Genomic DNA, 26,228 nt, shown 5'->3' with positions numbered 1-26,228 from the left:
CTCAGCTCTTGTCGAATTCGGCGTCGATGACGTCGTCGGAACCCGTCGGGGCGCCCGTGGTGTCCTGCGCGCCCGGCGCGGCCTCCGCGGCCTGGCCCGCGCCCGTCTGATGGGCGGCGAGGGACGCCAGGACCTGCTGCAACTCGGAGGTCATCGGCCGGACCTTGTCAGGCGACGCGTCTTGCTGGACGGCCTCGCGGGCCTCGGAGACGAGCATCTCCGCGCGGGCCCGCTCGTGTTCCGGCACGGCCTCGCCCAGCTCGGTGAGGCGGCGCTCGACCTGGTAGGCGACGGCGTCCAGTTCGTTGCGCGCGTCGACACCGTCACGCAGTGCCTGGTCCTCGCCGCGGTGCTGTTCGGCCTCCTGGACCATCCGCTCGACCTCGCCCTGGTCGAGGTTGGAACCCTCGCTGATGGTGATGCTCTGTTCCTTGCTGGTGTCCTTGTCCCGCGCGGTCACGTTCAGGATGCCGTTGGCGTCGATGTCGAAGGTGACCTCGACCTGCGGCTCGCCGCGCGGTGCCGGACGGATGTCCTTGAGCTGGAAGCGGCCCAGGACCCGGTTGTCCGCGGCGAGTTCGCGTTCGCCCTGCAGCACGACGACGTCGACCGCCTCCTGGCTGTCCTCCGCCGTGGAGAAGGTCTCGGAGCGGCGTACCGGGATCGTGGTGTTCCGCTCGATGAGCTTCGTCATGACCCCACCACGGGTCTCCACACCCAGCGACAGCGGCGTGACGTCGAGCAGCAGGACGTCCTTGACCTCGCCCTTGAGCACGCCGGCCTGGATCGCCGCGCCCAGCGCCACGACCTCGTCCGGGTTCACGCTCATGTTCGGGTCCTTGCCGCCGGTCAGCCGGCGGACCAGGTTCTGCACGGCCGGGATACGCGTCGAGCCGCCCACGAGAATGACCTCGTCGATGTCGTTCTCGCTCACCTTGGCGTCGGTCATCGCCTGCTTGACCGGCTCCAGGGTGCGCTCCACCAGGTCGGCGGTGATCTGGTCGAACTTGGACCTCATGATCGTCTCGGTCAGGTGCTTGGGCCCGGAGGCGTCCGCGGTGATGAACGGCAGGCTGACCTGCGTCTGGGTGACCGAACTCAGCTCGGTCTTGGCCTTCTCGGCCGCTTCGAACAGCCGCTGCAGGGCCTGCGGATCCTTGCGCAGGTCGATGCCGTTCTCCTGCTGGAAGGTGTCGGCGAGCAGGTCGACGATCCGACGGTCGAAGTCGTCGCCGCCGAGGTGACTGTCCCCCGCCGTCGAGCGCACCTCCACCACGCCGTCGCCGACGTCCAGAATGCTCACGTCGAAGGTGCCGCCGCCGAGGTCGAAGACGAGCACGGTCTCGTGCTGCTTCTTCTCCATCCCGTACGCCAGCGCCGCAGCCGTCGGCTCGTTGATGATCCGCAGCACCTCGAGGCCCGCGATGCGGCCGGCGTCCTTGGTCGCCTGGCGCTGCGCGTCGTTGAAGTACGCCGGCACGGTGATGACCGCTTCGGTCACTCGCTCGCCCAGCTGCTTGCCCGCGTCGTCGGCGAGCTTGCGCAGCACCTGCGCGCTGATCTCCTCGGGCGAGTACAGCTTGTCGCGCACCTTGAAGCGGGCGACCCCGCCCTCGCCCTCGACGACGTCGTACGCCACCGCCTTGGCCTCGGCGGACACCTCGTCGTAGTGCCGGCCGATGAACCGCTTGGCCGAGTAGATGGTGCCCTTGGGATTGAGGATCGCCTGGCGCCTGGCGAGCTGACCCACCAGACGTTCGCCCCCTTCGGCGAAGGCGACGATGGAGGGCGTCGTACGCGAGCCCTCGGCGTTCGGTATGACAGTGGGCTCACCGCCCTCCCACACGGCGATCACCGAGTTGGTGGTGCCCAGATCGATTCCGACTGCCTTGCCCATGAGGAACTCCTTCGCCTGCCGCCCCGGCATCCGCCGCTGTCCGGTGACGGCGGTCGTGTTCAGGTCGGGTCCGTGCGAGCGCGGGCGCGCGCGTCGGGCGCCCGAAGCGCACCCGCGTCGTGGCTCGCGTCCCTGCCAGACTGTTACGGGGCGCGGAGCGGCGCCTGCGCCCGGCGGGGTGAAATTCGGGCCCGGCCTCGACCTGGCAGGACAGGGGACGCCGCCCGGTGCGACAGGCGACGAAAAGGTGCAAACGGTACTATTGCCTCATGCCTGGCATGGCCGACGACGCCTCCGGTGCGGGGCACCAGCGCATTGGGCCGCGCGGCTCTCCCCGCCAGGTGCCCTCCACCGCCCCGGCCTCCTGGGGCCGGAAACAGCTGGCGAGCCTGTACGACGTGTTCGTGCTGGGCGTGACGATGCTGGACGCCCCTGGAGCGCAGGAGATCCTGCGCCTGGCCATGGACGCGGTGCCACGCCTCACGGGCTGCCGGCCCGTGGGCTGCTACCTGCTCAGGGACGGACGCTTCGAACTCGACGCCACACCGAGCGCACTCTCCCTCGGCGGCCGGGCCCCGAAGGAGCTCCCCGCGGCGATCCGACAGCTGAGCGCACTGGACGGGGAGGACGGCATCCTCCGCTTCCGGGAAGGCGGCTGGGGGTGGGCGGCGGGCCTGCGCAGTTCCGGCGGACTCCTCGGCTACCTCGTCGTCAGCGCCCCCGAGCCGCCGTCCGACGACGAGCGCTTCCTCCTGTACGCCCTCGCGCGGCCGACCGCAGCCGCGCTCTGCAACGCCGACGCCCGAAGCCGTGACCGCGAGTACGCCCGGCAGTTGTTCCGGGCGATCGAGGAGCGGGACGCGGTCAACGAACGGCTGACCACGCTGGTCGCGGAGCTGGAGGCGCAGCACACCGTGCACGACGTCCTCGCCCGCGCCCACGACGGCGACGCGGGAGAGGACGGCATCGCCGAGGCCGTGTACGAGCTGACCGGCCTCGCCACCTGCATCGAGGACCGCTTCGGCAACCCGCTCGCCCGGGCGGGACCCGGTGTGGACGGAGCCCACGAGAAGCCCGATCCGACGCTGCGCGAACAACTCCTGCACCGTGCGATGCGGACCCCGGACCCGGTACGCCACGAGGGCCGCCTCATCGGGGTGGCCCGCCACCACGGCGAGATCCTCGGCACGATCGAACTCGTCGACCCCGGGGGCGCGGCCGGTGACGCCGAGGTGTTCGCGCTCGGCCACGCGTGCACCGCGCTGGCCCTGGAGCTCGCCCACCGCCGCAGCCTGGCGGAGACCGAACTGCGCATGAGCCGGGATCTCGTGGAGGACCTGCTCACCGGAGCCGACGTGGGCGGCACCTGCGCCCGGGCCGAGGCCGTCGGTCACGATCTGCACGGACCGCACCACGTCGTGGTCGCCCAGTGGCAGGCCACGGCCGCCGACGACCGGTTCCTGGACGCGGTCGGCCGCTCCGCGCGCGGACTGGGACTGCGGTCGCTGATCGCCCGGCGCTCGGACATGGCGGTGCTGGTCGTCCAGGGCGGGCCACGCGACCCCGGACTGTACGGCGCCGTCGCCGGCGAGGTGGGCTCGTGGCGCGGCGCGGTGGGTGTCGGGAGCCTGTGCGAGACGACGGCCGGCCTTCCCCACTCCTACGAACAGGCCGTCAGCGCGCTGCACGTACGCCGGCAGTCACAACCGCCGTACGGCACCGCGGTCTACGAGGAACTCGGCCTCTACCGCATCCTGGCCAGGGGCAACGACGCACGGGACGTCACGTTCTTCGTCCGTGAGTGGCTCGGCCCCCTGCTCGACTACGACGCCACCCACGGCACGGATCTGGTGCACACCCTCACCCGGTACTTCGACCACGGCGGCAACTACGACGAGACGGCGCGGGCCCTCGCCGTCCACCGCAGCACGCTGCGGTACCGGTTGCAGCGCATCCGGGAGGTCAGCGGCCGGCGACTCGACGACGTGGACAGCCGCTTCAACCTCCAAGTGGCCACACGGATCTGGAAGGTGAGCGGTCCGGCGGCCGAGGGCAACGCGCACTCCGACTCGCTGCCCGGCGGGGAATCCCGGTGACGGGCCGTACGTACGGGGTGTGAACGCGTCACAACACCCGTGTCCGGCGGGTGAATTCGCCCGCGACACGCTTGACCGGCGGCGCCGCGGCCGCCGTCGGCGGGCCGGGCCCTCTACTCGAACCGTGACGGATCGCCCGCCCCGCGGCGTACGACCTCGGGCTCTCCCTGCGAGAAGTCGATGACGGTGGTCGGCTCGACGCCACAGTCACCGGAGTCGAGGACCGCGTCCACCACGTGGTCGAGCTCGTCCTTGATCTCCCAGCCCTGGGTCAGCGGCTTGTCCTGGTCGGGCAGGAGCAGGGTGCTCGACAGCAGTGGTTCGCCGAGCTCGGCGAGGAGCGCCTGCGCGACGGCGTGGTCGGGAATCCGGACGCCGACGGTCTTCTTCTTCGGGTGCAGCAGCCTGCGCGGGGCCTCCTTCGTCGCCGGAAGGATGAAGGTGTAACTGCCCGGGGTCGAGGCCTTGACCGTGCGGAACACCGAGTTGTCGATGTGCACGAAATGGCCCAGCTGCGCGAAGTCCTGACACATGAGGGTGAAGTGATGCCGGTCGTCGAGCCGGCGGATGGAGCGGATGCGATCGAGCCCTTCCCGGTTCCCGAGCTGGCAGCCCAGCGCGAAGCAGGAGTCGGTCGGGTAGATGACGAGACCGCCGCCGCGGATGATCTCGGCCACCTGGCCGATGATCCGCGGCTGGGGGTTCTCCGGATGCACGTCGAAGTACTTGGCCATACGCCGAGCTTAGATCGCCCGGCGGTCACGCCGAGGAACGTGGCGAGGGGCTGCCGCCGCTCGATCGGTCCACGGGGCGCGGCGCCCGGGGTCCGAGGTCAGGGATCAGGGGTTCGAGGTCCGGGACCGGGGTCAGGGGTTCGAGGTCCGGGACCGGGCCGGCCCGGTGGCCGCACCGCCGCCGTGCGCGCCGGAGAGGTCTCACAGCGCCAGCTCGACCACCAGCGGGCGGTGGTCCGAGACCGCCGTCGCCGCCGTGCCCGCGGCGCCGACCGCCTCCGCGCCGATCCCGGCCGTGAGCACGTGGTCGAACTGCACGACCGGGCGGTGCGCGGGATAGGTCGGCGTGCGGGCCGTGTCCCGCCAGCGGCGCGGCGGCGTGGAGCGTGCGGTCCGGGGCGCGTTCAGTACGGCCCTGGGCACGGCGCCGACCAGGTTGAAGTCGCCCAGCAGGACGTGCGGCAGGGGCAGATCGGCGATCCAGTCGCGGACGGCGAGCAATTGACGGATGTTCCACCCCGGCACGAACGTCAGGTGCACTACCACGGCCGTGAACGGCCCCTGCGGTCCCTCGAGTACGGCGGCGAGCGCCGCGCGCGGTCGGTCCCGGACCAGGGTGAGGCCGGGCCGGCCGGGCACGAGCAGGGGCATGCCGATCGGCGCCGGGGCGAGCCGTCTGACCCGCCATTCCCGCGCCGGCAGCCGGGTGAGCAGCGCGAGCCCGTGCGAGGGGACACCGGCGTCCGTCCCGGTGTCCCGGGGGCCGTACATCCGCGGCCCCGGCTCCGTCGGGTCGAGGTCCCACCCCCGGTCCCCGGTGGCACGACCGTGCAGCGCCGTCGCGTAGCGCCACTCGTCCAGGCCCGCCGCCCGGGCCGCGGCGCGGGCCTGGTCGACCCCGCCCGACCGCTCCTGGAGCCGGTCCACCTCCTGCAGCGCGAGGACGTCGGCGTCCAAAGACATGACGGCACGGGAGAGCGGTTCCGCGGGCTCGTCCCCGGCCGCCGGGGACGCGGGGCGGCCGTCCAGCATCGGGCGGCCGTGCAGCACGTTGAAGGTCGCGAACCGCAGCCGATCGCGGGAGGAGGGCGCAGGGGAGTCCATGAAGAAAGTAGTACTTGGCGGGACGGGTGAACGGCGTAAGCGTCGGCGGAGTGTCCCCGGGTACCGACTCCACCGCGTCCGGCGGCGGTGACCGGCCGGCCCGCGCCCTGCACATGGTGCGCGTCGGCACGGGCACCGGCACCGATCCCGACCCGCTTCCCCGCGTACGCGCCGTCCGTCGGCGGCCGAAAAGGGCCCGGGGAGGCGGCGAACGTCCAGCAAGCAATAGTCAGTTTCAGCCTTAACTTTGTCACCGCCATGACAAGACGCCACGCTGGATGCCAGTCTGCTCATGAACGTTCACCGTTCCTTCACCTCCCCCCACCTCTCGCGCGCCGCCGAGTTCGGACACGCCCCCGTGCGTCGCCTCGTGCAGCGCCCTTTCCTGCTCAGCGCGTTGCCCGCCGGCTCCACCGCGCCGGCCCGCTCTCTCGGCCTCGACCACAGGCCGATCGTCGCCAGAAGGAGAAGCCCTTGTCACGGCCACGCCACTCCTCGCACCGCCGCAGATACACGGCGGTGTTGGCGCTCACCACCGCGAGCACCCTGCTCGCCGCCGGATTCCAGGCCGGCATCGCGTCCGCGGCGCCGCACGGCAGCGGTCATGCGAAGATCGTCGCTACCCCCCAGGCCGGTGCGGCCCCGGCGAAGCTGTCTCCCGCCCAGCACGCCTCGCTGCTGAAGAGCGCGACCGCCGCGGTCGGCGACACCGCGAGGATCCTCGACCTCGGCTCCAAGGAGAAGCTGGTCGTCAAGGACGTCGCGAAGGACGCCGACGGCACCACGCACACCCGCTACGAGCGCACCTACGCCGGCCTGCCGGTCCTCGGCGGCGACCTCGTCGTGCACACCAAGGACGGCCGCAGCACCGTGTCCGAGGCCACCAAGGCCACCATCAAGGTGCCCGCGCTCACCGCCCGGGTCACGTCCGCCACCGCGGCCCACCAGGCACTCACGGTCGCCAAGAAGGCCGACGCCACGCGTCCGAAGGTCGACGGCACGCCCCGGCTGGTCGTCTGGGCCGCCGGAGCCAAGCCGGCGCTGGCCTGGGAGTCGGTGGTCGAGGGCACCCAGGACGACGGCACCCCGAGCGAGCTCCACGTCATCACCGACGCCACCTCGGGCAAGGCCGTCTTCGACTACGAGGCCGTGGAGACCGGAACGGGCACGGGCCAGTACAGCGGGACGGTGCCGGTCGGCTCCACGCTCTCCGGCTCCACGTACCAGCTGGTCGACGGCGACCGTGCGGGCCACCGCACCTACGACCTGAACCAGGGCACCTCCGGCACCGGCACCCTGTTCACGGATGACAACGATGTCTGGGGAGACGGGAACCAGAGCAACCGGCAGACGGCCGCGGTGGACGTCGCCTTCGGCGCCGCCGCCACCTGGGACTACTACAAGGACGTCTTCGGCCGCAACGGCATCCGCAACGACGGGGTGGCCGCCTACAGCCGGGCGCACTACGGCAACGGGTACGTCAACGCCTTCTGGTCCGACAGCTGCTTCTGCATGACGTACGGGGACGGCGCGAGCAACGCCCATCCGCTGACCGCCCTCGACGTCGCCGCGCACGAGATGAGCCACGGCGTCACCGCCGCCACCGCCAACCTCACCTACTCGGGCGAGTCCGGTGGCCTCAACGAAGCCACCTCGGACATCTTCGCCGCCGCGGTGGAGTTCCACGCCGACCTGGCCTCCGACGTCCCCGACTACCTCGTCGGCGAGAAGATCGACATCAACGGCGACGGCACCCCGCTGCGATACATGGACAAGCCGTCCAAGGACGGGGCGTCCCGCGACTACTGGGACTCCTCGCTGGGCGGCGTCGACGTCCACTACTCGTCGGGACCGGCCAACCACTTCTTCTACCTGCTGTCCGAGGGCAGCGGCGCCAAGACCGTCAACGGCGTCTCGTACGACAGCCCGACGTACGACGGCGTACCCGTGACCGGCATCGGCATCGAGAACGCCCAGCGGATCTGGTACCGGGCCCTCAGCACCTACATGACCTCCAGCACCGACTACGCCGGCGCCCGCGTCGCGACCCTGCAGGCCGCGGCCGACCTCTTCGGCGCCTACAGCGACACCTACCTCGCCGTCGCGGCCGCCTGGGCCGGGATCCACGTCGGCGACCGGATAGCGCTCGGCGTCAACGTCTCCCCGATCGACGACCAGACCAGCGGCGTCGGCCAGCAGGTCTCCCTGCAGACCAGCGCCTACACCACCAACACGGGCGCCGCTCTGACGTACGAGGCCACCGGTCTGCCGGACGGTCTGACCATCAGCGACACCGGGCTGATCTCCGGCGTCCCGACCACGACCGGAACCAGCGCCGTCACCCTGACGGTCACCGACAGCACGGGTGCGTCCGTCTCCACCGACTTCAACTGGCGGATCGCGAACATCTACGTCAACGGGACACGCGTCGACATCCCCGACGTCGGACCTGCGGTCGACTCGCCGATCACCGTCACCGGCCGGACGGGCAACGCCTCGGCCACCACCCAGGTCTACGTCAAGATCATCCACACCTATCGCGGCGACCTGACGGTGGACCTCGTCGGCCCGAACGGCACCGTCTACTCGCTGTTGAACCACAGCGGCGGTTCCGCCGACAACGTCGACCAGACCTTCACGGTCGACGCGTCCGCCCAGCCCGTCGACGGCACCTGGATCCTCAGGGTCCGGGACACCGCCGCGATCGACGTCGGCTACATCCAGCAGTGGCAGCTCACGCCCTGACACCGGCCGGACCGACCCGGTCCCGTCCTCGCTGAGCCGACTCGCCCGTCCGGACCGCCTCGCGCGGACCGGGCGGGCGAGCCCGTCGTCCGTCGAGCCCGTTCACCCCGTGACGTGCTCCGTCCGGGGAGTGAGGACGAGCATCGTGACATCGTCACGCACCGCGCCGCAGAACTGCAGAAGGTCCTCCCAGAGGCGGGTGGTGAGCTCGGACGGAGACTCCTGCGCGAACTCGGTCAGGCGCTCGGTCAGGGGATAGAACGCCCCCGTCGTGTCCCGGCTCTCGGTCACGCCGTCGGACCCGAGGAACAGTCGGTCCCCGGGTTCGAGCAGCACCGTACGGACATGCGGCGGAGAGAGCTTGAAGAATCCGAGACCGAGCGGAGCCCCGGGTTCCAGGACCAGTTCGACAGCTTTTCCGCCGCGCAGCAAATACGGATGCGGGTGCCCGCACGAGGTCAGCCGTACGGTGTCGGCGGTGGCGGAGAATTCCAGCAGCAGGGCGGTGGCGAACAACTCGGCGTGCTCGGTCTGGGCCGAGTCGACGATCAGCCGGCGGTCCAGGCGGGATGCCACCGAGGTCAGGTCACGCTGGTCGAGCACCGACTCGTGGAACGCCCCGAGGAGCGAGGCGACCGTTCCGACGGCGGACAGACCGTGCCCCTGGACGTCTCCCATCACGGCTCGTACGCCGTAGGGCCCGTCGCGCACGTCGAAGAAGTCACCGCCGACCAGGGTCTCGCGTTGCGCCGCACGGTAGAGGCCCATGCATCGCACGGGTCCGACGGACTCGGGAAGCGGCGGCAGCACGGCGAGCTGGGCCGCCTCGGCGACGGTGCGCACCGTGACCAGGTCGGCGTCGCGGCGGCTGCGTACCAGGGACAGGATCACGCTGAGCGCCGCGATGAAGGCGATGGTCAGCAGGTCGGTGTTGCCCGGATGGTTGAGCTGGAACGCCGGAACGACCAGCAGGGCGATGACGATGCCACCGTAGAGCGCCGTCCCCAGCGGCCCGTAGGAGAGCACGGCCAGGGACGGGATGACGCCCAGCAGGAAACCGATGTCCACCGGCCGCTGGCTCGCCAGTTCCGTGCCGCAGACCACCACCAGCAGAACCGGCGGCAGCACCCGCGCCCAACGCGGGGGCGGTGCTCCGCGCAGCCAGCCACGCTTCTTGTTCACTCCGAGCCGTGGGACGGCCGCGCCCATAGCACTCCTCCCTCCTCCACCACGCTCCTACGTCCGGGGCCGGGGCGCATCACGGTGGGGAATTCCATGGGCCGAACGGAGAGGGTCCGGAGCGGTGGTTGAAATTCGGATTTCCCGGCCGGGATTTGACTCCCGCGGAATATGTGTCGGAGTCGGAGAAGAGGACACCCGGACCTTCGAACGCGCACCCGCGCAGAACACGGAACACGCACCCGCACAGAACACGCAGCCGCACGGAACGCGGACCCGGAGAGAACACGGATCCGCGCGGACAAGTGGAAGGATTTCTTCGTGAACGAGAACCTGTGGGCCTACGCTCCGACCGCCGGTCACACCCCGGACGCCGATCTGACCGGATACCGGGTGGACGCGAGCGACGGCCACATCGGCAAGGTCGACAAGCACTCCGATGAGGTCGGTTCTCAGTACATCGTCGTCGACACCGGCATCTGGATCTTCGGCAAGGAAGTGCTGCTGCCGGCCGGGACGATCACCGCGATCAGCCACGAAGACAAGACCGTCCATGTCTCCCGGACCAAGGACGAGATCAAGTCGGCGCCGGAGTTCGACAAGGAGAAGCACCTCGGCGACCCGCACTACCGCGACCAGCTGGGCGGCCACTACGGGTCCGGTCACTGACACCGCTCCCACGCGGACACTCCAACGCCGGTGCCGCCTCCTCCTCGGGGGCGGCACCGGCGTCCGCGTCGTCCCGGAGTGCCTCGGACGGCCGGGCGAAGGAGTGATCCACGTCCTTCCGCATCCGGACGGGCGGCGCGACGGGTAGACCGGTTCAGGAGAGCGCGGGGCCGAGCCACCAGGGCCGTGTGGCCGGGCACCCCGCGCCGACGCAGCCGCCCAGCGAAGGAGAGTCCCATGGCCGCCACCCGCGGTGTGCCCGATGTGCTGGTGGTCGGCGCCGGTCTCGCCGGTCTGGCCTGTGCGCACGACCTCGTCCGTGCCGGATTCGGCGTCCGTGTCCTGGAGGCGTCGGACGGCGTCGGTGGACGCATGCGCTCGGACCGCCATGAGGGGTTCGTGCTCGACCGCGGTTTCCAGGTGTTCAACACCTCCTATCCACAGGTCCGCCGCCGCCTTCCCCTGCGCGAGCTGCGGCTGCGGCCCTTCACCCCCGGATTCCTCGTGCACACCGACGACGGTGTCCTGCGCTGCGGCGACCCGACCCGGAAACCGCACCGGCTCGGCGATCTGCGCCCCGGGCGGTTCGCGGGGAGCCGGGACCTGCTCGCCCTGGGCGTCCTGTCGGCCCGCGCGATGGTCGCTCCGGTCCGTTCGCCGGCCCGCGGCGACGACCGCACGACGCGTACCGCGCTGGCGGATGCCGGGTTCTCCGAGGAGTTCGTCGAGACGTTCTTCCGTCCGTTCCTCTCCGGGGTGTTCCTGGAGGACGAGCTGGAGACCTCCAGCAGGGTCTTCCACCTGGTCTGGCGCAGCATGCTGCGCGGCACCCTGTGCCTGCCGTCCGAGGGCATCGGGGCCGTGCCGCGGCTGCTCGCCGCCGCGCTGCCGCCGGAGGCCGTGAGCCTCGACACCCCGGTGGCCCGGCTCACGGACACCGGGGTCGCCCTGGCCACGGGCGGCGAAATGCCCGCGCGGGCGGTGGTGGTCGCGACCGGGCCGGGTCCGGCGACCACGCTGCTGCCGGGGCTGGACGTACCCGCCTGCCGGGTGGTGACGACGTACTACCACGCCGCGACGCACTCCCCGCTGGCCGAACCCACCCTCCTGACGGACGTGCGCCGGAGGTTCCTCAACACCTGCGTTCTCAGCGAGGTGGTGCCCGGCTACGCGCCCGCCGGCAGGGCGCTGATCGCCACGTCCGTGCTCGGCGAGGACCACGAGGGCCGCGAGAACGAGGTGCGCGCGGCGCTCTCCGAGGTGTACGGGACCGACGCGGGAGTCTGGCAGCTCCTGAGCGCTCGCACCGTGCCCGACGCGCTCCCCGCCATGCCGCCACCGCACCCGCTGAGCCGCACCGCCCGGTTCGCTCCGGGCCGGTACGTGTGCGGCGACCACCGCGCCACCGGGTCCGTCCAGGGGGCACTGGCCTCGGGCGCGCGCGCGGCCCGCGCGGTGGCGCGGGACCTGGCGTCGTAGCCCCGCGGCAGGCCGCCGGGCCGCGGCTTCGCATGAGAGAGCCCCGGCTGGACGGGGGAGACCAGCCGGGGCCGTGTGCGGTGGCCGGCGGAGGGCGGTCGCCTCTCGGCGGAGGGCTCCATGGGGCTTCAGCCGGACGATCGTCCCCATGGGCTTCGGTCAGGGCCCGGGGACACTGTCCCCTCCGCAGCCACACGCGAACCAACGGCCGGACGGCGCGCGTTGTTCCCGGCCCGTCGCCGCCACCGCTGTGAGGTGCGGAACACGAGCGGCCGCGGCCTCCTCAGGCGAGGAAGTCGGCGACGAGCGATGCGAACTCCTCGGGGGCGGCCAGACGGATGCCGAGATCCTCTGCCTTGGCACGCTTGGACCCGGCGTTGGCCCCCGCGACGACCAGGGTGGTCTTCTTGGAGACGCTGGAGGACGAGCGGCCACCGGCGCGTTCGATGAGCTCGTTCATCTGGTTGCGGCTGAGCTTTTCGAGGGCGCCGGTCATCGCGCCGGTGACGACGACCGTCATCCCGGCCAGTGGACCGCCGGCCGGCGTGCCCTCCTCGTCGGCGGTCGCGTTTGCGCCGGAGGCGTCGCCGGCGTCGGTCGCGGGGACCGGCGGAGTGGCGCCCGGTTCGGTCATGTTGACCCCGGCGGCGCCGAGTCTGTCGATGAGCGGGGCCAGTTCGGCGAGCTCGGCGACGATGGACGGCGCCTTCTCGGTGCCGATGCCCTCGACCTGCTGCAACGTCTCGGCGTCGGCGGCGCGGATGAGGTCCATGGTGGCGAAGTACCGTGCGATACGGCGGGACATGGAGCGTCCGGTGCCACGGACACCGAGCGCGCACAGCACCCGTGACAACGGCTGTCCCTTGGCCGCGGCGATCGCGGCGAGGAGATTGTCGGTACTGGTCTCGCCCATCCGCTCCAGGCCCAGGAGCTGTTCGCGGGTGAGAGCGAACAGATCGGCGAGGTCGGCGACCAGGCCGGCTTCGACGAGCTGCACGACGCGGGTGGCGCCGAGGCCCTCGATGTCGAGCTGGTCGCGTCCGGCGGCGTAGGAGAGGGCGGCGACCAGGTGGCAGTTGCGGCCGTTCGCACAGCGCCAGCGCTGCTCGCCGGTGTCGATGGCGGACCCGCACCGCGGACACGCCTCGGGGAAGACGATCGGCTCCTCCTCGCCGGTGCGCAGATGGGCGACCGGGGCTTCGACACGGGGGATGACGTCACCGGCGCGGTGCACCATGACGTGGTCGCCCAGGCGCAGATCCCGGCGGGTGATGTCCGCCGGATTGTGGAGTGTGGCGTACGTGATGGTGGAACCGTCGATCTCGACCGGCTCCAGGACGGCGCGCGGGGCGATGATGCCGGTGCGGCCCACGTTCCACTCCACCCCCAGCAGCCGGGTGATCTTCTCGACCGCGGGCAGCTTGTAGGCGATGGCCCAGCGCGGGGCACGCGAACCCGACCCGGCGGCCCGCTGGTCGGCGGCCAGGTCGGCCTTGATCACGATTCCGTCGATCCCGAAGGGCAACTCGGCTCGCAGCGCCGCGATCTCCTTGACGCGGGCGAGGACCTGCTCGGCGGTCTCGGCGGTGGTACCGGGCACGGCGGTGGTGGCGGTGGTGCTCACCCCGTACGCGCCGGTCTGCGCCATGAGGTCGCTGTGCGCCAGCTCCGCCAGACGCTCCGCGAGGGCGCTGTCGGTGCCGGGCAGCGGCAGCAGACCGTATGCGAAGAAGCTCATCGGCACGGTGTAGGCGCGGTCCTTGGCACGCAGGGTGCCCGCCGCGGCGTTGCGCGGGTTCGCGAACGGCTGCCCGCCGTGCTGGGTGCGCACCTCGTTGGCGTACTCGAACTGGGCGGTGGACATCAGGACTTCACCGCGCACCTCCACCGTGACCGGCTCGGTGAGTTGCCGCGGCAGGCCCTCGACGGTGCCGATGGCGTGCGAGACGTCCTCCCCGGCCGTCCCGTCGCCCCGGGTGACGAGTCTCTCCAGACGGCCGCGGGTGTAGCGGGCGGCGATCGCGAGTCCGTCGAGCTTCGGTTCCACGCTGAAACGAGTGGCGTCGTGGCCGATCCGCCGGGCCAGCGACGCGGTCCACGCGGTGAACTCCTCGGCCGAGAAGACGTTGTCCAGGCTCAGCATCGCCACCGTGTGCGGGACATCGCCTTCCACGGCGCCGCCGGCGACCTTGCCCGACGGTGAGTCGGGCAGCACCTCCTCGGGGTGCTCGGCCTCCCACGCCGCGATGCCGCGCACCAGCCGGTCGTAGGCGTCGTCGTCCAGTACCGACGTGCCGCCCGTGTAGTAGGCGGCCGACGCCCGCACCGCGTCCTCGACCGCCTGCGCGTAGGCGACGGCGTCCACGATCACTGCAGCTGGTGTTGTCATACCCGCCATCCTGCACGCCACCACTGACAACGCCTTCGTGCGAGCGTCGTCCGCCGGGCGCTCGGCGGAGAGCCCCCGCGGAGCGCCCGGCGGGCCGACGCGACGACTCGCCGCCCGGCACGATCTCGAGCGTTCGGAAGCCGGTCTGGACAACCGATCCCACGTCGGCCCCTTCCTCAGGCGGCCCCGCGCGAGGACCGTTGCCGCAGGGACGAGCGGGACGTTCAGGCGGGGGTGACCAATCCGCGCGGCGCCCGGCGACGGATGATGCGGGGGCGGCGGGACACCGTGCCCGCCGGCGGAGCCGGGCCCCAGGAAGAGGTGCGATGGACAGCCGTACACAGAGGACGCCCGTGGGCGCGCCGGGCCGACGGCCGGCCGGGGACCGTCCGGCCCTGGTGCCGCTCCGGCACCGGGGTCCGGCGAGCGCGGCCGTGCTCGTCCTGCACGGAGGCAGGGCCGACAGCCTCGCGCCCTCACGGCCCTGGCACGTGGCGGCGCTGCGCATGCGGCCCGTCGCCCGGGCCGTCGCCGCGGCGGTGCCGGACGGCGAGGTGTTCCTCGGCAGGGTCCGCTACCGCCACCGGGGATGGAACGGTTCCCGGGCCGACCCGGTCCAGGACGCCCGGCAGGCCCTGACCGACCTCACCCGGCTCGTCGGGGAGGTGCCCGTGATCCTCGTGGGCCATTCCATGGGAGGCCGCACCGCACTGCGGGTCGCCGACGCGCCTCAGGTCAGGGGAGTGGTGGCGCTCGCCCCCTGGTGCCCGGAGGACGAACCGGTGGCCCACCTGCGGGACCGGGAGGTGATCGTGTTCCACGGCGACCGGGACCGGGTCACCGATCCACACGCGTCCGTCTCGTTCGTACGCCGTGCCCGGGACGCCGGTTCGCACGCCGGTGTCCTCCTGGTGAAGGCGGGGGACCACGCTATGCTCCGGCGGTGCGGAACCTGGCACCGGGCCACAGGGGCGGCGGTCGCCGAACTGTTGACGTCCGGTGGGCCGGCCGGACCGGCCGACGGACTGCTGGCCACGGCGCTCTCGTCCGGCGCGGGCGTGCTCTGACGCGAGCCGTGAGCCGTGAACCGTAGGGTCTCGATCGGCGCGGTGCGGGCGGCGCCCGGCGGGCCCCGCGCCGTGCGCCGCCGCGACCTGTCGAGCCGCGGCAGCCGACGTACCCGGTGAAGTACCCAGTGATGTGCTGGGGTTGAGGCGGCGGGCGAAAAACCCGATGCCCCGACCCCAGCGGATTCCCTACACTCGCCACACATCGCGCGCCGGAAGCGGAGCCGCGAGCACAGCCGCCGGCAGCTCTGCCGGTCCGGCCGCTGCTCCGCGGGACGTCGCGGCGCGCGCCGTCACGAACCGAGGGGAGCCGAGCCATGCGTCACCGCATCGCTGTCGTCGTTCCCCCCGCGCGGTACGAGGTGATCCTCGTGTCCACGTGGACCCGGTGCCGGCCGCGCGGCCCGCACCGGTCGTCCGCGACGAACTCCTGACCTCTGCCTGTCCGTTGTCGGATCGGCCGGCTCCGTACGCCCTGATGCGTGGGTGCCGTCCGCTCCGCCCTGCCAGGGGTCCTCCCACGGGCCGTTTCGTCCGGCAATCGCGCCGTTCCGTTCCGGATCGTCCCGAAAGGCCGTGGCCGTGCGCACCGACCTGCACCGTCATCCCGAGAATCCACCGACCGCCGTCCGCAACCTGGGCATCCTCGCCCACGTCGACGCCGGCAAGACCACCCTCACCGAGCGGATCCTGTACGTCACCGGGACCACGCACAAGCGCGGTGAGGTCCACGACGGCACGACCGTCACCGACTTCGATCCACAGGAGCGCGACCGTGGCATCACCATCTTCGCCGCGGCCGTCAGCTGCGCCTGGGACGGCCACCGCATCAACCTGATCGACACCCCGGGCCATGTCGACTTCTCCGACGAGGTGGCGCGTTCGCTGCGGGTCCTCGACGGGGCCGTCGCGGTGTTCGACGCCGTCGCCGGAGTGGAGCCGCAGAGCGAGTCGGTGTGGCGGCAGGCCGACCGGTACGGCGTGCCGAGGATCGCCTTCGTCAACAAGCTGGACCGTGCCGGTGCCGACCTCGACGCGGCCGTCGAGTCGATCCGGGAGCGGCTGCATCCGGCTCCGCTGGTCGTCCAGTTGCCGATCGGTAAGGAGTCCGGCTTCACCGGCGTGGTGGACCTGACGCGCATGCGGTCGCTCGTCTGGACCGACGGCCGCGACACGGCCGAGGAAGGTCCGGTGCCGGAGACACTGCGCGCCGAGGCGGACCGCCGTCGACGACTCCTGGAGGAAGCGGTGGCGGAACTCCATCCCGCCGCGCTGGAGGAGTTCTGCGCCGAGGGGAGCGTCTCCGCACCGACCCTGGTCGCCGCGTTGCGCGACCTGACCCGGTCCGGTGACGGCGTCGTGGTGCTGTGCGGCTCGGCCTACCGCAATCGCGGCATCGAGCCGCTGCTCGACGCGGTCGTGGCCTACCTGCCCTCGCCGCTGGACGTGCCCGCGGTACGCGGCACCCGAGGCGGCGTGGAACAGGAACGGGCAGCCGACCCGCAAGCGCCGTTCGCGGCCCTGGTGTTCAAGGTGAACGCCACCGGCACCGGGCGGCTGACGTACCTGCGTGTCTATTCGGGAACGATCGGGAAGGGAGAGACGGTATGGGAGTCGGGCGCCCGGCGCGTCGAGCGGATCGGCCGGATCCTGCGGGTCCAGGCCGACCGTCACGCCCCACTGGAACGCGCGGTCGCCGGTGACATCGTCGCGGTGGTCGGGCTGAAGTCGGCCCGCGCGGGGTCGACACTGACCGCACCCGGGGCCCCCTTGGTGCTCGAACCGCCGGCCGTCGCCGAACCGGTCGTCTCCGTGGCGGTCGAGGCCGGCGGGGACACCGATGCGGACCGCCTGGTGTCGGCGTTGGCGCGACTGGCCGAGGAGGATCCCTCGCTGGTCGTCCGTACCGACCCCGAGACCGGTCAGACGGTGCTGTCGGGCATGGGAGAACTGCATCTGGAGGTGGCGGTGGAGAAGATCCGGCGCGCGCACGGGTTGGACGTCCATGTCGGCAGGCCGAGGGTGGCCTACCGGGAGACCGTCGTCCGCGGGGTCTCCGGGCTGGTCTTCCGGCACGTCAAACAGGACGGCGGCGCGGGCCAGTTCGCCCATGTCGTCATCGACGTGGAGCCGCTGGAGGCCTCCCGGGGTGCTCTCGTCGACCTCGCGGACGACGGCGCCACACGGTTCGGGTTCCGCTCGGCCGTGGTCGGCGGCCGGGTACCGCAGGAGTACGTCCGCGCGGTGGAGGCCGGCTGCCGGGACGCGCTGGCCGAGGGGCCCCTCGGCGGCAATCCGGTGACCGGGGTGCGGGTCGTCCTGACCGACGGAGCGACCCATCCGAAGGACTCCTCGGAGATGGCGTTCCGCACGGCCGGTCGGCTCGCGCTGCGGGAGGCGTTGCGGGCCTGCGCGATGGTGCTGCTGGAACCGGTGGTCGACCTCACGGTCACCGTGCCCGACGACGCCGTGGGCGGGGTGCTCGGCGACCTCGCGGCACGCCGCGGACAGGTCTCGGGCTCCGTCACGCGTGCGGGTGCCGTGGTGATCAGTGCCGTCGTGCCGCTGGCCGAACTGTTCGGCTACGCGACGCGGCTGCGCAGCCGGACCCGGGGCCGCGGAGTCTTCACCACCCGGCCCGCCGGCTACGCCCCGGCGCCGAGCACGGCGTCCCACGGGACACCGACCCGGTGACCCACGGGACACCGACCCGGTGACCTGTACGCGGATCCGTTCGCATCCGGACCGGTCCCGCACATGCCGGTCCCGCCCCCACCCGGGCGGGGCCGGTGACAGGATCGCCGAGCAAGGGGGTGCGTGCCCGAAGTCCTGTGCATGCTCCGACCGAAAGTTTTGTGCATGCTCCGATTCGACCGGGGCACACGGAACCACAGACCGCTCGAGGAAGCCCACCCCCCCCTGGTGACCTCGAGCGCCACGGCCCCGCCCGCAGTCACCCCCCGACTGCGGGCGGGGCCGCGTTCTGTGCGGCAGCGAGGTCGCCGAGTGCGAGGGGCCCGGAGACGCGTCATGGCGGGGGCCGCTTCCCTGACCGGAACTCCGGTTCGGGAAGCGGCCCCCGCCATGACGGACCCAGGTCGGTGTCCGGGGCGTGTCAGGCGACCGACGGATCGAGCAGTCCGCTGCGCAGACGCTTCAGGATGCGGGTGATCAGACGCGAGACGTGCATCTGCGAGATGCCGAGCTCCTCGCCGATCTGGGCCTGGGTGCGCTCCTCGACGAAACGCATGTGGATGATGCGGCGCTGACGGTCGTCGAGGCCGGCGATCAGTGGAGCCAGGGAGTTGAAGTCCTCGACCAGTTCGAGCGCGGGGTCGTCCTCGCCGATGAAGTCCGCCAGGACACTCTCCCCGTCCGCGCCGTTGTCGGCCGTGAGCGCGGCGTCCAGGGACGAGGAGTTGTAGCCGTTGGAGGCCTTGCGGGCCTCGATGACCTCTTCCTCGGAGAGGGACATCAGCGCGGACAGCTCGCGCGTGGTCGGGGTCCGGCCCAGGCGGGTACGCAGCTCCTCGGTCGCCTTGGCCAGCTCGATACGGGCCTCCTGCAGACGCCGGGGCACGTGGACGGCCCAGCTGGTGTCGCGGAAGAAGCGCTTGATCTCACCGACGATGTACGGGACGGCGAAGGACGTGAACTCGACCTCGCGGGTCAGCTCGAAGCGGTCGATCGCCTTGATGAGACCGATCGTGCCGACCTGGACGATGTCCTCCATCTCGTCCTGGTTGCGGCTGCGGAAGCGGGCCGCCGCGTACCGAACGAGGGAGAGGTTCATCTCTATGAGGGTGTTGCGCGCGTACTGGTACTCGTGGGTGCCTTCCTCCAGCACGGCGAGCCGGTCGAAGAACTGACGCGACAGGGTGCGCGCGTCCTTCGGGCTGACCTTCAGAGGCTCGTTGATCAGAGGGAGTGCCTCCCCCTCGGCCGTCACCGCATGCCGTGCCGCGTCCGTTGCCATCGCTGCCGTCACGGCTGCCATGCGGTCCACCCCAAATCGTCCGAAGGAACTGAAGACAGGGCTCGTCTGCCCTGCCTCATGCGGGTCATGCCGGCAACACCCCGATATTTTTGGAACTTGTTCGCCCCGGGGTGCGTCTACGCCGGCTCACGCGTTCCTTCTCGCCGGACAGGCCTTCCGGATGCACCCTGTTTCGGCGGGTGGCCGGTGGCGGGCCGGGAGCAACAGTGCTTGCGTGACACTGCCTCCGGAGTGACGAGTGGACACTGACCGGCCCACTGGCCGGCCGGCATCCGGTGCGCCCCGGCCGGCATCCGGTGCGCCCCGGCCGGCGCGGCGGTCGCGGTCCGTTCCTGGTCCCCTTCGTGTCGGACCTCGTCCGCGGCCGCACCGGCGCGTTCGGCCCCACCGTACGCAGCTACGTCGCCCTGTGTGAGCGGGCCGCCGCGCGCCCGCCTCCAGGCATGGGGCATGGGCGAAGGCCCGGACCCGTTGCGCGGGTCCGGGCCTTCGCCCGGAGGAGTGTCCGCCGGCGGTTACCGCTGCTTCTCGCCGCTCCGCTGAGCCAGCTGCGCCGCCTGACGTTCCGTCTGCGCGGTGGCGTTCGCCAGAGTTCCGCCAGAGGTTTCGAGGTGGGCGCGCACGAACCACTGGAACTGCTCCAGAGACCGCAGCTGTCCGATGAGGAGGTCCTCGGTCACCGGATCGATCTTGCCGATCTCGGCGACGGCCGCGCGGTGCTCCTCGATGATCCCGGTGTAGACCAGGTCGAGGGCGCCGAGATGGGCGATGGCGTCCGCCCGTCCGACGCTGTAGTCGTCCCAGGTGCGCTCGGCCACGAGGGCTCCGGGCGTGCCCTGGGGCACCCCGCCGAGGGCGGAGACGCGCTCGGCGGCGTCATCGGCCATGCCCCGTACCGACTCCACCTGCGGGTCGAGCATTTCGTGCACGGCGATGAAATGCGGGCCCACGACGTTCCAGTGAATGTGCTTCAGGGTGAGGGAAAGGTCGTTGAGGGCGTGCAGCCGTGTACGGAGCAGATCGATGATCCTGCCGCCGTCGCTCGTGCTGATTCCGGGAATCGTGTAGTTCGGGGTTGTCGAAGATGCCATGATTTTATTCTTTCCTTCGCGTCGTATTTCCTGCGGGAGTTCTTTGGATGCCGCGTCGACGGCGTGGCTACCAGCGATACCGACGGCCACGGCGGCCCGCTGTCGCCCCGGGGCGCACCACGGAACCGAGCAGCCGGACGGCCGGCACAATGACAGCGATCCACCACGGGCCCTGGACGGCAAAGCCGGCGCCGAAAAGCAGCAGGGCGAGCAGAGAACCACGGTCAGGGGAACCATCGGTATCGGCCTCCAGGACCTCAGGTGCCCCGGTTCCCTTGGGTCACACATTCCCCTATGGCTCACTCGCCCCGATTGCGCCAATACCAGATCGCGCCGGCGGCGAGCGCGACGAACGAGGCGAGGGGCAGGATCAGGCCCGGGATGCGGGCCGCGATCACGACGCGACTCCGACCGGGAGACCGTCCTGAGCGGCCGGGGTGTGTGCCATGGGCGTCTGCTTTCGATGAGCTGCGGGCCGGTGCGGCGCGTACGGCGAAGGGACGGGGCCGAACGGTAGGCGCGGGCCGGGATGGCGGGGGCTCAATGATGGCCTCGGGACGCGCCGTCGGGACCCGTCCGGAAGGGCCGGACTTGCGTGCGGCGACCCCTCGAGACCCGGCCCAGACGTCATTCGAACGGCTGAACGACTTTCTGGTGACTGGCTCGTTGTCCTGTCGTGAGCATCGTCGATGCGGAGAAGAGGAACCGATGAGCCGACACCGCAAGGGGCGCAGGCACCGCACGGTGAACATGACGCCGCGTCCGGTCGGACGGGCCGGGGCGCCGCGTGCCGTGCCGCCGGCGACCGCCGGTCGTGAGGAAGTGGCGGCCGGTCGTGGGACGCCGCCGACCGACCGCGGGGCGCGGGTGGCCGGTCGTGAGGAACCGGCAGCAGGTCGCGAGGAACCGAACACCGGTCGCGAGGCACCCGCGACCGGGGACCAGGGCATGCCGACGGCCGCCCGTGCCCCGCTTCCCGAACAGAACCAGGGGGACGACGAGGACCACCCCGCAGTCCTGCGCAGGGTGCGGGAGAGCGGACTGAGCCGTCATGCGGTGCGTACGTGGGAGCAGTTGGCGAGCGCCGGCGTGCAGGGGTCCGGCCTGGACGAACTCTGCGCGGCCGTCGGCTTCCAGGAGGCCACCGTCCTGCGGCATCTGAAGGGACTGGCCGACCAGGGGCTCGTCGTGCGGGAGGAGTCTCTCTGGCGGGCGGCCGGTGCCGGCCGCGAGCCGGGAGCGCCGGAGCGCGAAGAGCTGCCCGAGCCCGTCGTCTCCTAGCGATTCGTCAAGGCGCGCTCGGCGAAGGTGCCGTCTTCGCCGAGCGTGCCCCGCGGTTCGCCGAGCGCGCCCGCGTCTCGCCGAACGCGTCCTCTCGCCGCCCGAGATGCTCGTATTCCTCCCGGGCGGCTGAGGTGGCTGGCTTCGAGGTTGTGTCGGCAGGCGACTTGGGGGCATCCGGAGGTCATCATCACTTCGGAAGAGGAGACACCATGCTCGGCATCGTCGCGGCGGTCCTGCTGTTCATCGCGTTCCTGATCAATGCCGCGGACATCTCGACGAATGACGTGTTCACGTCAACCAACGTCATGCTCATAGGACTGGCCCTGCTCGCTCTGCACGTGGCCGGGATCGGCAGCGGCTGGGCGGCCCGAGGTCGCAGGCGCTGACACGGGGCGGGCGGAGGATACGCGAACTGGGTTCGTCCGTGGGGCTTGACGGCACCTGTGGTGGGCAACTTGCAGTGGTGCGGGCCCACGCGAGATGGTTGCCTGAAGGAAACTGTGTTCTCGTCCTCGGAAAGAAGGTTGTGGGCACGCCGTCACGCGCCCTTGCTCGTGGACACTTCCCAGCAGCCTCCCGCCGGCCCGCGCGGTATCGATTCCGGTACGACGTGGGGCGCCGCCCCCTACCCCGTCCTGGTCGCCGATGCGTCCGGTGATGTCGTCGAGGTGAACGCGGCGGCGGCCGCCCTGTTCCCGAGCGCCGTTCCCGGCGCGTGGCTGCGCTGTGTGGTCCCGGCATGGATCGCGGACGCGCACGCACGAACCGGTTCCCCCGCCGTGGAGACCGGGGACGCCGCCTCCGGGTCTCCCTCATCTCCCGTCCACGGCCGGGTCGGTGACCGGACCTTCGAAGCTCACCCCACCCGCACGGACGACGGTGACGTGATGTGGTGGCTCGTCGACGACACCGATCGGCGACTCGCCGAGGACGCGCTCGCGAGCGAGCGCAAGCGCACCGCGTTCCTGGCCGGCGCCTCCAGTGCGCTGCTGACGTCACTGAACGTCGAGCGCTGTATGGAGGTCACCGCCCGCCTGGCCGCCGAGCACCTCGCCGACGCCGCCGTGATCGTCGCTCCGCCGCGCGGGCGGAAGGTGCCACTGACGTACTGCGGCCCCGACGGCGACGTCGTGCACCGGCAGATCCAGGCCGACGTGGAGCAACTGCCCGGCCTGAGTGACGCCCTGCGCGGGGTCCCGCCCGTACCGCCGCGCCGGATCGACCCTGCCGCCGTTCCCGAGTGGGCCGTCCCCGACCGGTTCACGGATCCGGTCGGCTCCGCCGTCGTGACGCCCCTGCCCGGCCACGGCGTCCCGGCGGGCGCGCTCGTGCTGCTGCGCTCCGGCCGGCAGCCGTCCTTCACCGAGAGCGAGGAGATCTTCGCCGGTCTCTTCGCCTCCCGTGCGGGAGCCGCGATGTCGGCGGCCCGCCTGTACGCGGAGCAGGCGGCCATCACGACCACCCTGATGCGCGAACTGCTGCCGCCCCGGCTCCACGGCGTGCACGGTGTGGAGTTCGCCGGGAAGTACCTCCCCTCGGGCCAGGCGGACCGCGTGGGGGGCGACTTCTACGACGTCCACCCGGGCACCGACGAGGGACAGGAGTCCCTGGTCGTCCTCGGGGACGTGTGCGGCAAGGGTTTGGACGCCGCGGTGCTCACGGGCAAGGTCCGCAACACGGTGCAGGCGCTCCTGCCGTTGGCCGAGGACCACCAGCGGCTGCTGGGACTCCTCAACGGGGCACTGATGAACTCCCACCACACCCGCTTCGTCACCCTGGCCCTGGCCTCCGTCGTCCGCAGCGGAGGATCGGTCCGTCTGCGGGTCACCAGTGCCGGACATCCCGCTCCGCTGATCGTCCGGGCCGACGGTCTGGTCGAGACGGTCGAGACGCGGGGGACACTGGTCGGCGCCTTCTGGGACATCACTTCCACCACCGCCCATGTCGAACTGGCCCCGGGGGAGACCTGCCTGTTCTTCACCGACGGCATCACCGAGGGCCGGGGCGGACCGCACGGGAACGAGTTGTTCGGCGCTCCGCGACTGGAGTCCGCGCTGGCCCGGTGCGCGGGCCTGCCCGCCGAGGCCGTGGTCGAGCACATCCAGATGCTCGCCGCACAGTGGGTCGGGCATGGCGGCCACGACGACATGGCGACCGTCGCGGTCACGGCACCGCACCATGCGCATCTGAGCGCGGTGAACGGCCGCACCCGGGGCAGGTACACCGCATGACGAGTCCGCCCCTCCGCCGCGACGACCACGACGGTGCCGCGCCCGAACGGGCCCGCGCCCGCCGATGACCGGCGGTCCGTGCGAGCGACGGGCTTCGTGCCGGCGCCGCGGCCTTCGCGCCCGGGGACCCGCCACCGACGCCGCGACGGTTCACCCCGACGTGATCGCCCCTCCGGGCTCGACAGCAGCGACTCCGTGGGCCGGTCCACGCTGCTGATGATCCGTCGGCTGGCGGACCTTGCGGGTGTCCGCCTCCATCGGGACGAGCGCCCCCTCGCCCTGGAACGGCTCCTGGACAGCACCGGCACGCTGCACCACCTCACAGCGCCCCGTGCGGAGGGCAGCGGTGGGCAACGGCCCCGCGCGGGCTGACCTTTCGAACGGTCGTACGCGACTGTCGTGCGCGATGGCGAATACGCCGACGCGCTGGAATTTCCGCCGAATGCGATCCGGATAGCAGGGTATTTGCTGCTCTGGAGCACGCTGGAGTCGGTTTCCCCCTCCCGCGTACTCCCTCCACCGGGTCTCACCACGGGTGACTTCCCGGCGGAGCGAACCGGCCACGCAGGAGGAAGAGAAGATGACGATCGAGAGAATCTGGTCGTACGCGCCGCATTTCCGCAGCCCGGAGGCGCAGGACCTCACGGGGTACGCCGTCGAGGCGACCGACGGGACGATAGGCCATGTGGACCGGCAGGCCGACGATTCCGGGATGCGTCATCTCGTCGTCGACACCGGCGTGTGGGTGTTCGGAAAGAGCGTCCTGGTGCCCGTGGGTGTGGTCGCAGACATCGACTCGCAGGCGCAGAAAGTGACGATGGCATGCACCAGGGACGAGATCAAGTCGGCGCCGCGCTTCCGGACCGACAGCGAGACCCTGGATCCCGAATACCTCGCCCAGGTCGGCAGCTACTACCGGAGCCTGCCGCCGAGGCAGCCCGCCTGATGGCGGCCCCAGAGAACAATCCCCGGGCCCGGAGCCGTCGACTGTACGCGGCGCGGCCGCCGCACGGCCCGGTCCCACGGAGTGGACGTCGTATCCGCAGGCGTGCATCCGGCAACTCTTCTCGTGCCGAAACGCACATGGGACACGTGATGCCCGTGATGCCCGGCCGACAGGGTGTCCTTGCACCACCAGACCAGAAAGAGTGTTCAAATGCCCGACGAGTTGGAGGGCACCGTCACGTACGCGGGGGCCCAAGACGCGTTCGTGGTGCGAGTCGGCGGCGACATCGACCACGAGAGCGCGCCCCAACTGGAGGAAGCACTTGATCTCGCACGACGGGTGGGTGCCGCGCGCACGGTCGTCGACCTGTCGGGGACCGTCTTCGCGGACTCGTCGATCCTGCACGTCCTCCTGGAAGCGCAGCGCGCCCATCGGGCCTGTGGCACGTTCATGGTGGTGTGCGGGCCCTTCAGAGACATCGTCCGGAGGCTGTTCGACGTGACGGGCACGGAGGGATTCTTCGTCCTCACCGACAGCGTTCGGGCGGCGATGACCGTATCGGACCCGGCGGTCGGGCGCTGAGCGCGGCCGGCCTCTCGTGGCAGGGTGCAACAACGCGCGAGGAAACTGTATGAGAGCAGCAGAACGCAGGGACATCACCATCACGGACCAGAACGACGCACTCCAGCGCGCCTCTCTCACCGCGCCGTCCGCCCGGCCGCCGACGACCTCGTCATCGGCGGCTCAGGCGGCTCAGGCGGCTCGGACGGCCGAGGTGACGAGCCCCGCGTCGGCACGTCGGTACGTGGGGTCCCTCGTACGCGAACACTGGAATCCCGCCGGCGGGGTGCGTCAGGAGGCCGTCGTCGACCTGCTTCTGGTGGTCTCGGAGCTCGTCACGAACGCCATCCGCCACGGTGGGGGACTGGCCGGATTCCGGGCGACGCTGACCGTGGAGGGCGTCCGGCTCCACGTGCGCGACAACAGCGACGTCGTGCCGGCCGGCGCCTTCGGCTTCGCGTCGATTCCCGAGGGGTACCGGCCGAACGGGTACGGATGGCCCCTGATCAACCGCCTCGTCCGCGAGGTCACCGTCGAACCGTCCCTGGGCGGCGGCAAGACGATCCGGGTCCTCGTCCCGCTGACGTGACAGCCCGTCGGCGGCCGTCCCCGTGCCGCGGCGCCCTGCGCGACGGCGCCCCGCGGCCGGACGGGTTCCCGGAGGCCGGGGCGGACGCCCCGTCTTCCCCGACACGCGACCGCCTGCGATGATCGTCCGCGGACCGTGTCCACGCCCGAGGGCGGTTGTCCGCCCGGGCG

At 71.5% G+C, this 26,228-nt stretch carries 20 protein-coding genes and 1 pseudogene; 13 read left to right on the top strand and 8 right to left on the bottom strand.

Translation table 11 applies throughout. The annotated features are described in order from the left end of the window. Position 1 precedes the first annotated feature (1 nt). On the bottom strand, positions 2-1,897 hold the full coding sequence (gene dnaK, locus OG199_RS02490; protein ID WP_401804576.1) for a molecular chaperone DnaK: 1,896 nt from the start codon (positions 1,895-1,897) through the stop codon (positions 2-4). Between the two features lie 269 nt (positions 1,898-2,166). On the opposite strand from dnaK, the gene OG199_RS02485 reads away from it, so the two are divergent. Continuing rightward, positions 2,167-3,993, top strand: a complete 1,827-nt coding sequence (locus OG199_RS02485; RefSeq protein ID WP_405827640.1) for a PucR family transcriptional regulator — start codon at positions 2,167-2,169, stop codon at positions 3,991-3,993. A 113-nt stretch (positions 3,994-4,106) separates the two neighbouring features. Here OG199_RS02485 and OG199_RS02480 read toward each other — a convergent pair whose 3' ends face one another. Both OG199_RS02480 and OG199_RS02475 read right to left on the bottom strand, forming a co-directional pair. Next, the gene (locus tag OG199_RS02480) at positions 4,107-4,727 is read right to left on the bottom strand and encodes an L-threonylcarbamoyladenylate synthase (RefSeq protein WP_356805693.1); all 621 of its coding nucleotides are present in this window, start codon (positions 4,725-4,727) and stop codon (positions 4,107-4,109) included. A gap of 201 nt (positions 4,728-4,928) precedes the next feature. Continuing rightward, positions 4,929-5,831, bottom strand: coding sequence for an endonuclease/exonuclease/phosphatase family protein (locus OG199_RS02475; RefSeq protein ID WP_405827638.1), 903 nt, complete (start codon positions 5,829-5,831; stop codon positions 4,929-4,931). Between the two features lie 474 nt (positions 5,832-6,305). Between OG199_RS02475 and OG199_RS02470 the strand changes: the two genes are divergently transcribed. Then, a complete protein-coding gene (locus tag OG199_RS02470) occupies positions 6,306-8,576 on the top strand; it encodes a M4 family metallopeptidase (RefSeq protein ID WP_405827636.1) in 2,271 nt (756 codons plus the stop codon). Positions 8,577-8,678: 102 nt separating this feature from the next. Here OG199_RS02470 and OG199_RS02465 read toward each other — a convergent pair whose 3' ends face one another. After that, positions 8,679-9,785: a PP2C family protein-serine/threonine phosphatase gene (locus tag OG199_RS02465; RefSeq protein ID WP_356805689.1), complete on the bottom strand. Its 1,107-nt coding sequence runs from the start codon at positions 9,783-9,785 to the stop codon at positions 8,679-8,681. 291 nt (positions 9,786-10,076) lie between these two features. Between OG199_RS02465 and OG199_RS02460 the strand changes: the two genes are divergently transcribed. Together OG199_RS02460 and OG199_RS02455 are read left to right on the top strand one after the other, a co-directional pair. Then, positions 10,077-10,424 (top strand): PRC-barrel domain containing protein, encoded by a 348-nt coding sequence (locus tag OG199_RS02460; RefSeq protein WP_168532607.1) that lies wholly within the window; start codon positions 10,077-10,079, stop codon positions 10,422-10,424. A gap of 237 nt (positions 10,425-10,661) precedes the next feature. Continuing rightward, on the top strand, positions 10,662-11,903 hold the full coding sequence (locus OG199_RS02455; RefSeq protein ID WP_401804584.1) for an NAD(P)/FAD-dependent oxidoreductase: 1,242 nt from the start codon (positions 10,662-10,664) through the stop codon (positions 11,901-11,903). A gap of 283 nt (positions 11,904-12,186) precedes the next feature. Here OG199_RS02455 and ligA read toward each other — a convergent pair whose 3' ends face one another. Further along, entirely contained in the window at positions 12,187-14,301 is a 2,115-nt protein-coding gene (gene ligA / locus OG199_RS02450; RefSeq protein WP_356805697.1) for an NAD-dependent DNA ligase LigA, read from the bottom strand. Positions 14,302-14,618: 317 nt separating this feature from the next. Here ligA and OG199_RS02445 point away from each other — a divergent pair, with 317 nt between their 5' ends. Together OG199_RS02445 and fusA are read left to right on the top strand one after the other, a co-directional pair. Further along, positions 14,619-15,359: an alpha/beta hydrolase gene (locus OG199_RS02445; protein WP_405827633.1), complete on the top strand. Its 741-nt coding sequence runs from the start codon at positions 14,619-14,621 to the stop codon at positions 15,357-15,359. Positions 15,360-15,941: 582 nt separating this feature from the next. Then, complete coding sequence (gene fusA, locus OG199_RS02440; RefSeq protein WP_405834399.1) at positions 15,942-18,053, top strand: elongation factor G; 2,112 nt, start codon at positions 15,942-15,944, stop codon at positions 18,051-18,053. A 421-nt stretch (positions 18,054-18,474) separates the two neighbouring features. On the opposite strand, the gene OG199_RS02435 is transcribed toward fusA, so the two are convergent. The 3 genes and pseudogenes from OG199_RS02435 to OG199_RS02425 form a co-directional block, all read right to left on the bottom strand. Continuing rightward, positions 18,475-19,356: an RNA polymerase sigma factor SigF gene (locus OG199_RS02435; RefSeq protein ID WP_401804592.1), complete on the bottom strand. Its 882-nt coding sequence runs from the start codon at positions 19,354-19,356 to the stop codon at positions 18,475-18,477. A gap of 515 nt (positions 19,357-19,871) precedes the next feature. Continuing rightward, positions 19,872-20,447: a DNA starvation/stationary phase protection protein gene (locus tag OG199_RS02430; protein WP_356807457.1), complete on the bottom strand. Its 576-nt coding sequence runs from the start codon at positions 20,445-20,447 to the stop codon at positions 19,872-19,874. A gap of 67 nt (positions 20,448-20,514) precedes the next feature. Next, positions 20,515-20,684 (bottom strand): annotated as a pseudogene (locus OG199_RS02425) (hydrophobic protein). Positions 20,685-21,155: 471 nt separating this feature from the next. Between OG199_RS02425 and OG199_RS02420 the strand changes: the two are divergent. The 7 genes from OG199_RS02420 to OG199_RS02390 all read left to right on the top strand — a co-directional run bounded on the left by OG199_RS02420 (position 21,156) and on the right by OG199_RS02390 (position 26,058). Further along, a complete protein-coding gene (locus OG199_RS02420; protein ID WP_356807458.1) occupies positions 21,156-21,728 on the top strand; it encodes a hypothetical protein in 573 nt (190 codons plus the stop codon). A 212-nt stretch (positions 21,729-21,940) separates the two neighbouring features. Beyond that, positions 21,941-22,117, top strand: a complete 177-nt coding sequence (locus OG199_RS02415; RefSeq protein ID WP_148014566.1) for a hypothetical protein — start codon at positions 21,941-21,943, stop codon at positions 22,115-22,117. Positions 22,118-22,285: 168 nt separating this feature from the next. Beyond that, positions 22,286-23,962, top strand: coding sequence for a PP2C family protein-serine/threonine phosphatase (locus OG199_RS02410; protein ID WP_405827631.1), 1,677 nt, complete (start codon positions 22,286-22,288; stop codon positions 23,960-23,962). Positions 23,963-24,157: 195 nt separating this feature from the next. Further along, positions 24,158-24,334 carry a hypothetical protein gene (locus OG199_RS02405; protein ID WP_356807461.1) on the top strand — a complete coding sequence of 59 codons (177 nt, stop codon included), beginning with the start codon at positions 24,158-24,160 and terminating at the stop codon, positions 24,332-24,334. A gap of 208 nt (positions 24,335-24,542) precedes the next feature. Next, positions 24,543-24,908 carry a PRC-barrel domain containing protein gene (locus OG199_RS02400; RefSeq protein ID WP_405827629.1) on the top strand — a complete coding sequence of 122 codons (366 nt, stop codon included), beginning with the start codon at positions 24,543-24,545 and terminating at the stop codon, positions 24,906-24,908. 210 nt (positions 24,909-25,118) lie between these two features. Next, positions 25,119-25,490: an STAS domain-containing protein gene (locus OG199_RS02395; protein ID WP_405827627.1), complete on the top strand. Its 372-nt coding sequence runs from the start codon at positions 25,119-25,121 to the stop codon at positions 25,488-25,490. 49 nt (positions 25,491-25,539) lie between these two features. Next, positions 25,540-26,058 (top strand): ATP-binding protein, encoded by a 519-nt coding sequence (locus tag OG199_RS02390; protein WP_356807466.1) that lies wholly within the window; start codon positions 25,540-25,542, stop codon positions 26,056-26,058. Positions 26,059-26,228: the final 170 nt, after the last annotated feature.

The organism is Streptomyces sp. NBC_01176 (assembly GCF_045039825.1).
Classification (GTDB): Bacteria; Actinomycetota; Actinomycetes; order Streptomycetales; family Streptomycetaceae; genus Streptomyces.
The sequence above is the reverse complement of the archived record's forward strand: the minus strand, read 5'-3'. Positions and strand labels throughout refer to the sequence as shown.

Excerpts from the sequence above, each read along its gene's own strand:
- dnaK (WP_401804576.1), bottom strand. The coding sequence starts at position 1,897 with ATGGGCAAGGCAGTCGGAATCGATCTGGGCACCACCAACTCGGTGATC.
- OG199_RS02485 (WP_405827640.1), top strand. The coding sequence starts at position 2,167 with ATGCCTGGCATGGCCGACGACGCCTCCGGTGCGGGGCACCAGCGCATT.
- OG199_RS02480 (WP_356805693.1), bottom strand. The coding sequence starts at position 4,727 with ATGGCCAAGTACTTCGACGTGCATCCGGAGAACCCCCAGCCGCGGATC.
- OG199_RS02475 (WP_405827638.1), bottom strand. The coding sequence starts at position 5,831 with ATGGACTCCCCTGCGCCCTCCTCCCGCGATCGGCTGCGGTTCGCGACC.
- OG199_RS02465 (WP_356805689.1), bottom strand. The coding sequence starts at position 9,785 with ATGGGCGCGGCCGTCCCACGGCTCGGAGTGAACAAGAAGCGTGGCTGG.
- OG199_RS02455 (WP_401804584.1), top strand. The coding sequence starts at position 10,662 with ATGGCCGCCACCCGCGGTGTGCCCGATGTGCTGGTGGTCGGCGCCGGT.
- ligA (WP_356805697.1), bottom strand. The coding sequence starts at position 14,301 with ATGGCGGGTATGACAACACCAGCTGCAGTGATCGTGGACGCCGTCGCC.
- OG199_RS02445 (WP_405827633.1), top strand. The coding sequence starts at position 14,619 with ATGGACAGCCGTACACAGAGGACGCCCGTGGGCGCGCCGGGCCGACGG.
- OG199_RS02435 (WP_401804592.1), bottom strand. The coding sequence starts at position 19,356 with ATGGCAGCCGTGACGGCAGCGATGGCAACGGACGCGGCACGGCATGCG.
- OG199_RS02430 (WP_356807457.1), bottom strand. The coding sequence starts at position 20,447 with ATGGCATCTTCGACAACCCCGAACTACACGATTCCCGGAATCAGCACG.
- OG199_RS02420 (WP_356807458.1), top strand. The coding sequence starts at position 21,156 with ATGAGCCGACACCGCAAGGGGCGCAGGCACCGCACGGTGAACATGACG.
- OG199_RS02415 (WP_148014566.1), top strand. The coding sequence starts at position 21,941 with ATGCTCGGCATCGTCGCGGCGGTCCTGCTGTTCATCGCGTTCCTGATC.
- OG199_RS02400 (WP_405827629.1), top strand. The coding sequence starts at position 24,543 with ATGACGATCGAGAGAATCTGGTCGTACGCGCCGCATTTCCGCAGCCCG.
- OG199_RS02395 (WP_405827627.1), top strand. The coding sequence starts at position 25,119 with ATGCCCGACGAGTTGGAGGGCACCGTCACGTACGCGGGGGCCCAAGAC.
- OG199_RS02390 (WP_356807466.1), top strand. The coding sequence starts at position 25,540 with ATGAGAGCAGCAGAACGCAGGGACATCACCATCACGGACCAGAACGAC.